The 14,087-nt window shown below is 75.3% G+C and carries 10 protein-coding genes, 3 tRNA genes and 1 pseudogene; 12 read left to right on the top strand and 2 right to left on the bottom strand.

Annotated elements, in window-relative coordinates; all coding sequences use genetic code 11:
- Positions 1-100: 100 nt before the first annotated feature.
- A complete protein-coding gene (locus HNR12_RS13040) occupies positions 101-598 on the bottom strand; it encodes a YajQ family cyclic di-GMP-binding protein (protein ID WP_179767739.1) in 498 nt (165 codons plus the stop codon).
- A gap of 247 nt (positions 599-845) precedes the next feature.
- On the opposite strand from HNR12_RS13040, the gene HNR12_RS13035 reads away from it, so the two are divergent.
- Positions 846-927 (top strand) — tRNA-Tyr (locus tag HNR12_RS13035).
- Positions 928-1,187: 260 nt separating this feature from the next.
- Here HNR12_RS13035 and HNR12_RS13030 read toward each other — a convergent pair.
- A pseudogene (locus HNR12_RS13030) lies at positions 1,188-1,334 on the bottom strand (MerR family transcriptional regulator); the annotation flags it as partial.
- Between the two features lie 1,166 nt (positions 1,335-2,500).
- On the opposite strand from HNR12_RS13030, the gene HNR12_RS13025 reads away from it, so the two are divergent.
- From HNR12_RS13025 to rpmG, 11 genes are all read left to right on the top strand, one after another.
- Positions 2,501-2,743: a hypothetical protein gene (locus HNR12_RS13025; RefSeq protein WP_179767738.1), complete on the top strand. Its 243-nt coding sequence runs from the start codon at positions 2,501-2,503 to the stop codon at positions 2,741-2,743.
- 105 nt (positions 2,744-2,848) lie between these two features.
- Positions 2,849-3,106, top strand: a complete 258-nt coding sequence (locus HNR12_RS13020; RefSeq protein ID WP_179767737.1) for a hypothetical protein — start codon at positions 2,849-2,851, stop codon at positions 3,104-3,106.
- Positions 3,107-3,130: 24 nt separating this feature from the next.
- Complete coding sequence (locus tag HNR12_RS13015) at positions 3,131-3,373, top strand: hypothetical protein (RefSeq protein ID WP_179767736.1); 243 nt, start codon at positions 3,131-3,133, stop codon at positions 3,371-3,373.
- Between the two features lie 25 nt (positions 3,374-3,398).
- Positions 3,399-3,689, top strand: a complete 291-nt coding sequence (locus HNR12_RS13010; RefSeq protein ID WP_179767735.1) for a hypothetical protein — start codon at positions 3,399-3,401, stop codon at positions 3,687-3,689.
- 297 nt (positions 3,690-3,986) lie between these two features.
- Complete coding sequence (locus HNR12_RS13005) at positions 3,987-4,751, top strand: DUF2397 family protein (RefSeq protein ID WP_308251181.1); 765 nt, start codon at positions 3,987-3,989, stop codon at positions 4,749-4,751.
- Positions 4,752-4,844: 93 nt separating this feature from the next.
- Positions 4,845-6,110, top strand: a complete 1,266-nt coding sequence (locus HNR12_RS13000) for a DUF2398 family protein (RefSeq protein ID WP_179767734.1) — start codon at positions 4,845-4,847, stop codon at positions 6,108-6,110.
- A gap of 202 nt (positions 6,111-6,312) precedes the next feature.
- Positions 6,313-11,016 carry a TIGR02680 family protein gene (locus HNR12_RS12995; RefSeq protein WP_179767733.1) on the top strand — a complete coding sequence of 1,568 codons (4,704 nt, stop codon included), beginning with the start codon at positions 6,313-6,315 and terminating at the stop codon, positions 11,014-11,016.
- 93 nt (positions 11,017-11,109) lie between these two features.
- On the top strand, positions 11,110-13,314 hold the full coding sequence (locus HNR12_RS12990; protein WP_372451046.1) for an AAA family ATPase: 2,205 nt from the start codon (positions 11,110-11,112) through the stop codon (positions 13,312-13,314).
- 110 nt (positions 13,315-13,424) lie between these two features.
- Positions 13,425-13,500: transfer RNA gene (locus HNR12_RS12985), tRNA-Thr, on the top strand.
- A 113-nt stretch (positions 13,501-13,613) separates the two neighbouring features.
- Positions 13,614-13,686 (top strand) — tRNA-Met (locus HNR12_RS12980).
- A 115-nt stretch (positions 13,687-13,801) separates the two neighbouring features.
- Positions 13,802-13,966, top strand: coding sequence for a 50S ribosomal protein L33 (gene rpmG / locus HNR12_RS12975; RefSeq protein WP_179767731.1), 165 nt, complete (start codon positions 13,802-13,804; stop codon positions 13,964-13,966).
- Positions 13,967-14,087: the final 121 nt, after the last annotated feature.

Here is a 14,087-nt window from a genome sequence, read left to right as displayed (position 1 = left end):
GCGGGCGGGCGGCGGTCCACCGGGCGGCCGGGCGCCGGGGCCGGCCGCGAGCCCGTACCGGTGCGCCGCCGTGCGGAGGCCCCGTCGGGGCCCAGCAGGGTCAGCGGTAGTTGGTGAACTGGAGAGCGACGTCGAGGTCCTTCTCCTTGAGCAGGGCCTGGACCGCCTGGAGGTCGTCCTTCTTCTTGGAGCTGACCCGCAGTTCGTCGCCCTGGATCTGCGCCTTGACGCCCTTGGGGCCCTCGTCGCGGATGATCTTGGAGATCTTCTTGCCGTCCTCGGTGGAGATCCCCTCCTTCAGCGAGATCTGCAGCCGGTACTCCTTGCCCGACACCTTCGGCTCCTCGTCGGTGTCGAGGACCTTCAGCGAGACGCCGCGCTTGACCAGCTTCTCCTTGAAGACGTCCAGGGCGGCCTTCACGCGCTCCTCGGCGTTGGCGCGGATCTCCACGCCGTTCTCGCCCTGCCAGGCGATGGCGGCACCGGTGCCCTTGAAGTCGAAGCGCTGGGAGAGCTCCTTGGCGGCCTGGTTCAGCGCGTTGTCGACCTCTTGCCGGTCGAGCTTGGAGACGACGTCGAAACTGGATTCAGCGGCCACGTGCGCTCACACCTTCAGATTTGGATCCACGGGCCGCGCCGTTTGCGGCCCGAGCTTGCCTGGGAGCACGACCCGCCGCCCTCCGGCGGCCCTGGTCGCGACAGCCCCCGAGCTTAGCCGTGCCCGCTTCACCACGCGCGGGCCCGCGACCCGCCCCCGCGCCCCGCCGCGCCAAACCGATTTCGTGTCCGCACCGCTTGTCCGCTATCCTCACTGGTGCGCCGCGACGAACAGTCGCCGCACTCCAGGCAGGTTGCCCGAGTGGCCAAAGGGAGCGGTCTGTAAAACCGCCGGCTCAGCCTACGCAGGTTCGAACCCTGCACCTGCCACCCACGGAAAACCCCCGTTGAACAGCAGGAACGTGCCGTCCAGCGGGGGTTTTCGCTTTCCTCGTCGTGCAGCCACATGCCACGGAAAGCAACTCCACGCGGGTGGTCGCGGAATATTCGCGGAATGCTCTCGCGCGTGTCGTCCCAGGTCGGCCCGGACACGCGAAGGGGGTCTCGGCGCCGCGGCCGCCGTCCTCCGCACGCGCGCCTGCCCGTCTGGCCGTCCTCGCGGGCTCGGGCGAGCCAGGCGAGGAAGTGGGTCCGTAGCGGCGGCGGTTGTCGGCGCCCCGCCGCGGTTCGGCGAGCAGCCCGATGGCGTGGTAGTGGCGGATGGCTCGGGGAGTGGTCCCGGTGAATGCGGCAGCGTCGCCGATCTTGACCCAGCGGGGAATCGCAGGCAGGTGCATGAAGGAAACCTCTCAGCGTCGTGCTCACCGTTCACTGGACCACATGCCGCTACGGCATGTGCAAACCCGCCGACGTCAAGCTCGCCTGGCTTCGGGGGAACCGCGCCGACACCGACCGCACCCCCGCGGCCACACGGCCGTCAACTACGGCGCCCACCAGTGCCTCGGCCACACCTTGGCACGCCCGGAACGAACGGGAGGTCGGCGCCGCGCCGCCCACCCTGCCGGCGCCACCGGCCCGACCCGGGGCTCGCGGTGCCGCTGGGGAGGCCCGCTTCCGCGACCACATGGGCATCCACGGGGTCCACGAGCCGCCCGTCACCCGGCAAGCCGCCGACGTCAGGACCGTCCTCGGCGGCCCGCCGGTTCAGCCGTGCGGCAGGACGGTCCCCTGCACGCATGGCGAAGAGCGTGTCAACCGATGCGACAGTCGCCGGGGATCACCCTTCCGCTCGTACTCGGACCCCTACCTGCGCCAGGCGCGCGCCTGCCACCCACGGAGACCTGTGAACGGCGCGAACGTGCCGTCCAGCGGGGGGTGCCGCGTGTCCGGGCCCGCCGGCGCGGGGCGCATTCGAACGACTTGGCTGTGTGGGGCGGCGCGGTGGGCTATGGTCGGGGTGTTCGCACGGTGGCCCTTTGTGGTTGCGGTGCGGCGGCGGGTGCCGGGTGAGTCGCCTCCGGTGGGCCCGCCCCCTTCCCTCTCGCAATCCCTGTGCCGTTCCCGGCGCCTGGCGGCGGCCGGGAATTTCGTCATGGCCGTAACAGGGCAACACGCGTCCGCGATCGCTCCCCAGAGGGTTTTGCGTGTCCTCCGCGGTGGCGGCGGCGTGTCCGCATCCGGGGTGTGCGGCGGTGCGGCGTGCCGCGTGTCGGGGTGGTGCCCTGTGCTATGTCCGGAATGCCTGCGGCAAAGCCGTCACCAGCGGAGATAGTGGCGTGCAACGGACACGCCAAGTATTTCGTAAACATCGGAAAATAAAACCCGCGCTTTTTCCGCCATTCTCGGTCAATTGCTCACTGCGGACTAAACGGACATACTGTCTTCGTTGTTTTTGGCGTTGACAAAATCCATTTGCGGGGTCGATGATTGCTCCAGTCCACCACGACATCGGGCGCTTGCCGCGCCTTCTCCAATCAACCTCGTTTGAATTACCGGGGGAATCGTGCTGAAGAAGTTTGCCGCCGCGGGTCTGATCGCCGGTGCCGCGATGGGCGCTGTGCTTATGGCGGGCCCCGCTCAGGCCGCCACCAACTCCGGCGACCAGCAGTTCAACCAGAACCTGCAGGTCGTGCCGATCCAGCTGTGCAACGCCAACGTCTCGGTGCTGGGCGTCACCGTGCCGGTCCTGTCGCCGCAGACCACCGGCGACTGCATCAACGGCCCGGTCGCCGCCAACGTCGACTAGCAGCCGGCGCGCCTACGACGTCGTGAATCCCGGGCACGCCTCCGGTGGCCCCCGGGACAGCAAGCCAAGACTTCTCTGACTTTTTCCAGCCGAAAGGACATTGCCATGCTGCGCAAGCTCGGAATCGCGGGTCTGATCGCCGGTGCCGCCCTGGGTGCGGTCGTCGCCGCCTCGCCGGCCACCGCCGCGACCAACTCCGGCGACCAGCAGTACAACCAGAACCTGCAGGGTGTCCCGGTCCAGCTGTGCAACGCCAACGTCAGTGCGCTGATCGGCGTCACCGTGCCGGTCCTGTCGCCGCAGACCACCGGCGACTGCACCAACGGCCCGGTCGGCACCAACATCGACACCGGCAAGAAGTAAGAGCGGACGAGGGAGACACCAGCCATGCTGCGCAAGCTCGGAATCGCCGGCCTCATCGCCGGCGCCGCGCTGGGGGCCGTTGTGGCCGCCTCGCCGGCCACCGCCGCGACCAACTCCGGCGACCAGCAGTACAACCAGAACCTGCAGCTGATCCCGATCCAGGGCTGCAACGTCAACGCGTCCGTGGTCGGCGTCACCGTGCCGGTCCTGTCGCCGCAGACCACCGGCGACTGCACCAACGGATCCGTCGGCGCCAACGTCGACTAGGTCCTCGGAATAGGAGTCGGTTTCCATGCTGCGCAAGGTGACCGCCGCCGGTCTGCTCGCCGGTGCCGCCTTGGGGGCGTTGCTCCTGGCCGGTCCGGCGCAGGCCGAGGACCGCGGCGCGGATCAGCAGTTCAACCAGAACCTGCAGGTGCTGCCGATCCAGCTGTGCAACACGAACGTCGCCGTACTCGGCGCCAACGTTCCGGTGCTGTCCCCGCAGACCACGGGGGACTGCGTCAACGGGCCCTCCCTGACCAACCTGAACTCGCGGGACGCGTACAACGCGATCCCCGAGCCCAGGGGGGACGGCCGCTGATCACGCGGCACCACGCCGCCTGACGGCTTTGGGCCCCCGGTGCCCCGCCAACGCGCGGGGCACCGGGGGCCCTTCGCGTTGCCCGCTTCCGCCCCCGCGCGGGCCCCGCGCGCCGGCGGCGGCGGGGGTGCCGCGGGCGGCCCGCCGGCACCGGCCGCGGCGGGGTGCCAACCGGCGTCCGAAGAAATACCAATGACCGGAAATCGCAGATCACCGCCGTGAAATCCGGCCCATCAGCGGCCCCGATGGCGGCGTTCGGGCCGCGTCGGTGGCCGGGGGTCTTTAGTCTGCTGAGTTGTGGGTGACTCAGCGGATCGGGTGAGGACGGTGGGCGCCGGTGGCAGTGCCGCCGACGCCTGGGAGCGGCTGCGCGCCGGCGGCGCGCCGGCCGACGGCCCCGTGCCCCGGCACGGCCGCGCGGCCCTGCTGCGCCTGGCCGCGTGGTTCGAGGGCGCCGACACGGAGACCGCGCACCGCATCTACACCGCCGCCTTCGCCGCCCACAGCGCCACGCACCTCGGCGGCGCCGGCGAGGAGTCCGTCGCCGCCACCACCAGCTGGTGGCAGGCGCCCCTGGCCGACATCGCCGCCGCCCGGCTGACCAGCGCCCTGCCCGCCGACCCCGTGCGCGACCACACCGCCCAGCGCGCCCGGCTGCGCGACGCCGCGGAGTCCTCCGCGCACTGGCGCCGCTCCGCCGCCCAGGAGGTCCACCGCGTGCTGGCCGAGGCCACCGGCACCGACTCCCGCATCCGCCTCTCCAGCTCCGCCATGGGCGTGCTGATGGAGCTGCTGACCGCCGCGCTGGGCTCGGGCGACGCCACGCGGGGCCCGGTGTCCGCCGGCGACCTCGAACTCGGCATCCGGCTGCACGTCCGCCACGACCCCGAGGCCGCCCTCACCCTGCGCGGCTCCGGCGGCGACCTCGCCCTCGACGGCCTGCGGCTGGTCGTCACCCCCTTCGCCGCCTCCGGCGACCCCTTCGACCCCGAGGCGGACGACCCCCACCGCCGCCCCACTCCCGCGGCGGGAACCGGCTTACCACTGGCCCGCCAGGCCTGACAGCGCACCGGCGGCCCCACACCGCCGGAACCGCCCGCCCCCGGGCCCGCGACCGCCCAGGCGACCCAGCGACGTAAGGAGGTGGCGACGACCGTGACGGCAACGGACGACATCGCCCTGATCGGCGAGCGCCAGGCCGCCGCCCGGCGGCTCCTCGCCGACCCCATAGTCACCGCCCGCACCCACCCCGACGACTTCGCGGTCATCCGCACCCACTCCGACTGGCTCATCCAGCGCTTCCGCCGCGTCCTGGGCTACGAGCTGAAGGTGGCGGCCGACCACGCGCGGCTGGTCAAGACCGGGCTCGTCAGCGGCACCACCCGCCCCCTGACCCGCCCCAGCGGCGCCTACTTCTCCCCGCGCACCTACAGCTACCTCGCGCTGAGCCTGGCCGTCCTGGTCGAGGCGCCCGCGCGCGTCACCGCCGCCGGCCTGGCCGCCGACGTCAGCGCCGCCGCCGCCGAGGCCGGCCTCGACCTCGACCCGCGCCGCCGCATGGGCGAGCGCCGCGCCTACGCCGCCGCGCTGCGCCGCCTGGCCGACTGGGGCGCCCTCAGCGAGGAGCAGGGCCGGCTGCCCGCCTACGCCGCCGACTCCTCCCACGAGGTCCACCTGGCCGTGCACCACGAGGTCGTGCGCCGGGTGGTGGCCCACCCCCCGCACGCCACCGACGACCCCGCAGCGTTCGTCGCCGACATGGACGCCACCGACCCCGCCGGCGAGGACGCCGGCGAGGTGGCGCTGCGCCGCGCGCTCGCCGAGACCGCCGTGGTCTACCGCGCCGACCTCTCCGAGCGCCAGCGCCGCCGCCTGGCCGCCCACCAGTGGCGCGCCGTCGCCGAACTCGGCGACCTGCTGGGCTGCGACGCCGAGATCCGCGCCGAGGGGGTCGCCCTGATCATGCCGGGCGACACCGGGGCCGACGCGGTCGCCGCCTTCCCCAGTGCCGGCCCCGTGGGGCAGGCCGCGCTGCTGCTCGTGGAGCGCCTGGTGGCCCGGTTGCGGCCGGCCGCCCCCCAGACCCGGGTCGCCGTTCCCGCCGAGGTGCTGGAGGAGGAGCTGGCGCACGCCACCGCCGCGCGCACCGGCGGCGACCGCTCCGCGCTGCGCCACGAGCCCGACCCCGCCACCCTCGCCGCCCGCGTCCTGCGGCTGCTGTGCGACACCCGGCTCATGCACCACCCCCGCCCCGACAGCGGCGACCGCACCGGCTGGTGGCTGCTGGCCGCCGCCGCGCGCTACGGCGGGCGCCCCTCCGACGCAGCGGCCCCCGCCCCCGAGCCGGACACGGGCGCCTCCGCCGACGACACCGGCCGCCACCGCCGCCCCGCGCCGGCCGCCCCCGGAAGCGGCCTGTGACCCCGCACGCCCCCGGCGGCGGGGGAGCGCACGAGGAGCACTCTCCGCATCCGGAACAATGGCAGGGTCCGCACGGCCCCCGGGCGTGCCGGGCCGCCGCGGCCGCCCGCGCGCCGCGGCTCCGGCCGGCCCCGACGAGTCCCGCCGCCCCGGAAACCTCCGGTGGCGCGACCCCCGACGGCACAGAGCGAAAGGACGGGCGATGACCGCCGCCAACGCGAACGGGCGAGCCGAACCGTCGCCCCTGGGCGGCGACGGCGACCCGCACGGCGCCGCCTCCGGCGCCCAGGCGGCCGAGGCCGACGCGGCGGCGCGCGCCGAGGCGCGGCGCCGCGGCTCCATCGCCGACGCCCTGCGCCCCGGCGACCTGCTCGGCGCCCAGCAGCCCCCCACCGCCGCCCCGGCCGAGCCCGACCCCGAGCCCGAGCCGCTGGAGTCCGGCCGGCCCGACCCCGAGCGCCGCCGCCCCGGCCGCTACCGGCTCAACCGCGCCGGAATCCAGAACGTCTGGCACTACGACGACCACGTCTTCGACTTCGCCCAGGGCCGGCTGCTGCTGCGCGGCCGCAACGGGGCCGGCAAGTCCAAGGCGCTGGAGATGCTGCTGCCGTTCCTGCTCGACGGCGACGCCCGCCGCCTCGACACCACCGGCAGCAGCCGCACCAGCCTGCGCTGGCTGCTGCTGGAGGGCCGCGAGCCCGCCCGCGCGGCCGACGACCCCGACGGCGCCGAGGGCGGCGACCCGCGCGCCGCCTCCACCCTGGGCTACCTGTGGGTGGAGTTCACCCGCGGCGGCGCCGCGGCCGAGACCCCCGAGACCCCCGAGGCGGCCCAGCCCGCCCGCATCACCCTGGGCGCCGCCGTCACCGCCTCGCCCGGCACCGACGCCCGCAGCGTGTTCTTCGTCACCGAGCGCGAACTCGGCGCCGACCTGAAGCTGATCGCCGACGGCCGCCCCATGCCCATCGACCGGCTGCGCACCGAGGTCGGCCCCGACAACTGCTACGACAGCCCGGTGGCCTACCGCGCCCGGGTGATGCGCGAACTGTTCGGCATCGACGACCCCGTGCGCTACCGCAACCTCATCCACCTGCTCTACCGGCTGCGCCGCCCCACCATCGGCGAGCGCCTGGAGGCCGGCGAGCTGGTGTCGGTGCTGGCCGAGGCGCTGCCGCCCATGGACCAGGGCGTCCTGGACGAGATGGCGCGCAACATCACCGACCTCGAACAGGCGCGCGCCCGCCTGGAGGCGCTGCGCACCGCCCGCGAGCAGGTCGCCGGGTTCCTCACCGACTACCGCGGCTACCTGCACCGCACCCTGCGCGTCCAGACCCGCGCCGCGCGCGAGCAGGTCCGCGCGCACGCCCGCCGCGACGCCGAGGTCGACCGCCTCACCGACGACCTCGAACGCCTCGTCACCGCCGAGAGCGCCGTGCAGGAGGAGCGCGACCGGCTGCGCCGCACCCGCGACACCGCCGCCTCCGACGCCGCCACCCTCACCGCCGGCGGAGCGTCCTCGGCCGGGGCCACCGACTTCGAGCAGCAGGCCCGCGACGCCGCCGTCTCGGCCTACATCCGCGCCGCCGAGGCCGCCTCGGCCGCCGCCGGCTACGCCATCACCAACGAGGAGCACGCCAAGCGGCGCATGGCCGCCGACACCGCCGCCATCGACCGCGCGCTTGAGGGCCTGCGCGGCCTGCACGCCCAGATGGCGGAGTCCGCGCGCGCCGCGGGCGTGGACACCGCCGGGCTGGGCCAGGTGCCGCACCCGGTCGCCACCACCCTGGCCCCCCGCGAGAGCGTCACCCGGGTCAACCTGGAGGGCCTGGAGCAGGCCGTCGAGCGCGAGCCCGTGCCCGGCCTGGACGTCGGCGACCTGCGCGACCGCCTGGCCGAGCTGCACGACCGCTACGCCGCCGCCGACACCGCCGCCGCCGAGCGCGCCGCCGTGGCGGCCGACCTCATCGAGCGCGCCGCCGAGCGGGCCGCCGCCGACGAGCGCGAGGCCGCGCTGGCCGGCGAGGCCGAGGCCGCCGAGGCCGCCCTGGAGCGCGCCCGCGAACGCGAGCAGGCCGCCATCGACGCCGTGCGCGCCGCCAGCGCCGGCTACGCCGCGCGGGTGCGCGAGTGGAGCACCGGCCTGCGCGCCACCGCCGCCGACACCGACCTCGGCGCCTCGCTGGCCGAGCTGGAGGCGCTGGTCGAGCTGCCCCTGGAGGACACCCTCCGGGTGCTCGACGCCGACGTGGGCGAGCGGGTGGCCCGCCACGCCCACGGCATCGTCGACCCGCTGCTGCGCGAACTGCGCACCCGCCGCGACACCGCCGTGAGCGAGGAGCGGGAGCTGGCGGCCGAACTGGACGAGCTGTCGGAGCGCCGCGCCGCCGCCGACGGCGACACCGCGCCCGAGCGCCCCGCCTGGGCCACCGCCGTGCGCGACGACTCCGCCGGCGCGCCCTTCCACCTCGCCGTGGACTTCGCCACGGGCCTGGGCGCCGCCGAGCGCGCCAACCTGGAGGCCGCGCTGGAGGCCTCGGGCCTGCTGGCCGGCTGGATCTCGGCCGACGGCTCCCTCACCGACCCCGCCACCCGCGACGTCGTGCTGGCCCCCGGCCGCCCGGTCAAGGGCCGCAGCCTGCGCGAGGTGCTGGTGCCCGCCGAGCCGCTGCCCGCCGGCACCACCGCCGGCGCCGTCTCGGCCCTGCTCGACTCCATCGGCCTGCTGGCCGCCCCCGGCGAGGAGGAACCCGAGCCGCGCCACCGCCGCGACAGCCCGCCCCCCGTGGCCACCGCCGTCGCCCTCGACGGCCGCTGGCGCCTGGGCGTGGCCTCCGGTTCCCACACCAAGCCCGCCGCCGAGTACATCGGCAAGGAGGCCCGCGCCGAGGCGGGCGACCGCCAGCGGGCCAACGCCGACCGCCGGATCGCCATCGCCGAGGCGCTGCTGGCCGAGGCCGGCGAGCGGCGCGGCGACATCGAGCGCCTGCACGCCGCCCTCGTCGAGACCGACCGCGCCCTGCCCGACTCCGCCGACCTCCAGGCGGCCTGGGCCGGGCTCGACAACGCCCGCTCGTGGCTGGCCCAGACCCAGCGCGCCTACAGCGCCGCGCGCGAGGACCTCGCCGAGGCGCGCGAGACCGCGCTGCAGCTGCGCGCCGACCTGGCCGGGCCCGCCGCCCGCCTGGACCTGCCCACGGGCGTCGAGGCGCTGCGCGCCACCCGCGCCGCGCTGGAGCGGCTGCGCGCGGAGCTGGCCGACGGCCACCGCGACCTGGCGGCCCTGGCCGTGCTGCTGGAGGACTACCAGGCCGACATCGCCGCCTGGGAGGAGGCCCGCTCGGGCCGCGTGATCGCCGAGGACGCCCGCACCGGCGCCATCAGCGACATGATCACCGTGCGGCGCGAGATCGAGCTGACCGACCGCGCCCGCGCCGCCGCGCCCGAGCAGATCGCCGCCGCCGTCGACCAGGTCCGCGAGCGCATGGAGCAGGCCGCCGCGCGGCTGCCCGAGGTCGAGCGCGAGGCTCAGCGCGCCCGCGACGAGCGCGTGGCCGCCGAGACCCGGCTGGAGACCGCCGTGCTGGAGCGCGCCGAGCAGGCCCGCCGGGCGCTGGCGGCCGGCGACGTGCTGCGCGGCATGCTCACCCGGCCCGACGGCACCCCCGACTCCGCGCTGCTGGCGGCGGCCGGACTGGAGTCGGTCGCGCCGCTGGCGGCCGAGACCGCCGCGGTCGCCGCCCCCGGCGGCTCCGACCCCGCCGAGCCGGCCGGTCCCGCCGACGGCGCCGACGGCGCCGACAGTGGTGACGGTGTTGACCGTGTTGACGGTGCCTCCCCCGAGCCCGCGGCCGACCACGACGCCCTGGCCCGCCGCGTCGCCGCGCTCGACACCCTGCTCACCGCCCTGGAGAAGGAGCTGGGCGAGCCGGCCGAGCACGAACTGGACGACAGCGGCATCCTGCGCCGCCGCGAGGAGCTGCACCGCCACCTGGCCGGCAGCGACGCCGTGGGCGCCCGCACCGAGCTGACCGAGCCCGCCGGCCTCAAGCGGCTCACCGTCCACGGCGACGACGGCAGCCACGACATCACCGCCTACGCCGAACGCCTCGACCGGGCCGTGGCCACCGCCGAGGAGGCCGCCCTGCTGCGCGAGGAGGACGCCTTCGAGCGCCACCTGCTCGGCGAGCTGGCCGGCCACCTCTCCCGCCAGATCGACGAGGCGCGCGCGCTGATCTCCACCATGAACGACGTGCTGCGCGACGTCACCACCTCCCAGGGCCTGGGCGTGCGGCTGGACTGGCAGCTGGCCCCCGACGCCGACGAGGACGTCCGGGCGGTCGTGCCGCTGCTGGCCACACCCGCCGAGCAGCGCACCCGGGTCGAGACCACGCGGCTGCGCGACGCGCTGCGCCGCTGCATCGAGGCCATCCGCCGCCTCGACCCCACCGCCACCGGCGGTGCCCAGCTGCGCGCCGCCCTGGACTACCGCTCCTGGTTCGCGTTCACCGTCTACGTCACCGACGCGGCCCACCCCGACCGCGAGCGCCGCCTGACCCACCGCACCGCCCTCAGCCAGGGCGAGCAGCGCGTGGTGGCCTACCTGGTGCTGTTCGCCGCCGCCGCGGCCCAGTTCGGCTCCCTGGCCGCCCAGGCGCCCGCCGCGCCCCGGCTGATCCTGCTGGACGACGCGTTCGCCAAGGTGGACGAGCCCACCCACGGCCGCCTGCTCGGCCTGCTGGTCGAGCTGGACCTGGACTTCGTGCTCACCTCCGAGCGCGTCTGGGGGTGCTTCCCGAGTGTGCCGAGCCTGGACATCTACGAGTGCCTGCGCGACCCCGCCGTCCCCGGGATCGCCACCCTGCACTTCACCTGGGACGGCAGCCGCCGCAAACTCGTGGGGGTGTGACCGGGGCCCCGCGCACCGCCCGCCCCGACCTATAGCTTTCGCCCGACCTTGTCCTACTCTGCAGTGCAAGGCCAACAATCGAGCGGGTGTGTGGTGACGACAGTGACGACAGGGCCTGCGACCTCCACCGGGGCTGCCCCGCGCCGGTACGACAGCAGCGCGGTGGCCGCGCGCTCCCTCCTCGACCGCCTCGCCGACTCCGGCCTGGACCCCGCGGCGCGGCGCTGGGTGCTGGCCGCCCTGCGCGGCGACGACGCGATCGCCGCCTGCGCGCGCGGCGAGGACATCCCCTGGCCGGTCGTGGAGCAGGCCGAGGACGCCCGCCGGCTCCCGCCCGCCGCCCACGCCCGCCGCAGCTTCCTGCGCCGCATCGAGGTCCAGGGCTTCCGCGGCATCGGCCGCCCCGCCGCCCTGGAGTTCGCACCCGGCCCCGGCCTCACCGTGATCGTCGGCCGCAACGGGTCGGGCAAGTCCAGCTTCGCCGAGGCCGCCGAGGCCGCGCTGACCGGCCGCAACCTGCGCTGGGACGCCATGCCCGCGGGCTGGCGCGACGGCTGGCGCAACCTGCACTTCGACGAGCGCACCGAGATCACCGTCGAGCTGCAGCTGGCCGGCGACCGCGGCCCCACCCGCGTCACCCGGGTCTGGAGCGGCGACAGCGTCCGCTCGGCCCGCGGCGAGGTGGTGGGGCCCGACGGCGCGGTCGTGCCGCTGCGCAGCATGGGCTGGGACCCCGAGCTGTCGCGCTACCGGCCGTTCCTGTCCTACGACGAACTCGGCCGGGCCGTCACCGGGCGGGCCGCCGAGCTGTACGACACCCTCACCGCGCTGCTGGGCCTGACCGACCTCACCGAGGCCGAGCGCCGCCTGGCCCGCGCCTGCGACCAGTACGCCAAGCGGCGCGACCGGCCCGGCCGCGAGCACGGCTATCTGCTGGAGCGGCTGCGGTCGTCGTCGGACCGCCGCGCCGGGCTGGCCGCCCAGCTCCTCACGGCGCCCTCCATCGACCTGGACCGCCTGGCCCAGATCGCCGCCGACGACGGCCCGGCCGACCCCGCCCAGCACCTCGTGCTGCGCCGCCTGCGCCGGCTGTCGGTCCCCGAGCGCGCGCTGCTCACCGACGTGGTCAACGAACTGCGCGGCGCCGCCATGGAGCTGGCCATGGCCGCCGGCACCAAGGGCGACCGCGCGCGCGGCGTCGCCGAGCTGCTGCGCCGCGCCCTGGAGCACCACCGGCGCCACCCCGCCGAGACCGACTGCCCCACCTGCGGGGCCGGCGGCGCGCTGGACGGCGACTGGGTGCGCCGCGCCGAGGCCGAGATCCGCCGCCTGGAGCCGGTGGCGGCCGGTGCGGCGGCGGCCTACGAGCGCGCCGACAACGCCCGCGACCAGGCCCGGTTCCTGATGGCGCCGATGCCGGCGTGGCTGCCGCCCGACTCCGAGCTGGGCCGGGTGTGGGCCGAGTGGGAGGCCGGCACCGAGATCACCGACCTCACCCAGTTGGCCGAGCACATCGAGACCGTGGGCCGCCGGCTGCGCTCGACCGCCGTGGCCGCCCGCAAGGCCGCCGGCGAGCGGCTGGACGACCCCACCGACGGCTGGTCCGAACTCGCCGAGCAGCTGGCGGCCTGGGTGGAGGACGCGCGCGCGGCCACGGCGGCGCGCGAGGCCCTGCGCCCGGCCGAGCAGGCGCTGGAGTGGTTCACCGGGATCGCCCGCGAGATCCGCGCCGAGCGGCTGCGCCCGCTGGCGGCCCAGGCCGAGCACGTGTGGCACCGGCTGCGCCAGGAGCGCCGCATCGACCTGGAGGCGCTGCGCCTGGTGGGCCGGGGCGCCCGCCGCCGGGTGGCCGTGGACGTCGCCGTGGACGGGGCCGAGGCCGAGGGGACCTCGCCCGGCCTGCTCAGCCAGGGAGAGTTCCAGGCGCTGGCCCTGTCGATCTGCCTGCCGCGCACGCTGGTGCCCGACAACCCGTTCGGGTTCCTGCTGCTGGACGACCCCGTGCAGGCCATGGACACCGAGACCGTGGAAGGGCTGTCGACGGTGCTGGCCGAGGTGGGGCGGCACCGCCAACTGGTGGTGTTCACCCACGACACCCGGCTGCCCGACGCGCTGCACCGGCTCGGGCTGCCCGCCGACATCCGGCGCATCCAGCGCGACGCCATGTCGAACGTGTGGGTGGCCGACACCGACCGCACGGGCGGGGGCGCCGCCGGGGCCGGGGGACCGGCCGCGCCGCCGGGGTCGGGCGACCCCTGGGGCGCGCCGCGGGCCGACCCGCTGCGGGGCATCGGATGAGCGCCCGGGGGCGCCCGGCATTCGATTTGGCAGAGCACCCCCGGAGCCCTGTATAGTCAACATCAACGCGAGCGGCGGAAAGCCCCGAGGGGCCGAAACCGCAGACGCGCGCCCCTTTAGCTCAGTCGGCAGAGCGTCTCCATGGTAAGGAGAAGGTCTACGGTTCGATTCCGTAAAGGGGCTCCACCACTTGATTGAGGTTCCGGACCACTCAGGTGGTATACGACCGGAGAAAACCTTGTCTCCGGTCTGTCCGGGTTCCGGTACCCTGGCTTCCAGGGCCAGTCCACCCGGTCCACGGCGGAGTAGCTCAGTTGGTAGAGCAAACGGCTCATAATCGTTGTGTCGTCGGTTCGAGTCCGGCCTCCGCTACTGCCCACGCCCAGGCCGTCCCGTTCGCGGGGCGCCGTCCTGCTGCCCGGCCCCCGGGCGGGCGCGTGGGCGCGCAGTTGTGTCCCGTTGTTTCCCGTGAGAAAGGCACTCCGACGTGGCTACCACCGACGTCAGGCCGAAGATCACCCTGGCCTGCCAGGAGTGCAAGCACCGTAACTACATCACGCGCAAGAACCGGCGGAACAACCCCGACCGCCTGGCGCTGAAGAAGTTCTGCCCGAACTGCCGTCAGCACCGCGAGCACCGCGAGACCCGCTAGCAGGCCGCGCCGTCCCCGGCGCCCCGCGGGTCCGGTGCACGGGCGCAAGGCCGCACCGTCGCGTGGTCACCAGCCCAGTGAGCGTACCGGCTCGCTGGGCCATTAGTGTGTGACTCGCCCG

Source organism: Streptomonospora nanhaiensis (genome assembly GCF_013410565.1).
Lineage (GTDB): Bacteria > Actinomycetota > Actinomycetes > Streptosporangiales > Streptosporangiaceae > Streptomonospora > Streptomonospora nanhaiensis.
The sequence above is the reverse complement of the archived record's forward strand: the minus strand, read 5'-3'. Positions and strand labels throughout refer to the sequence as shown.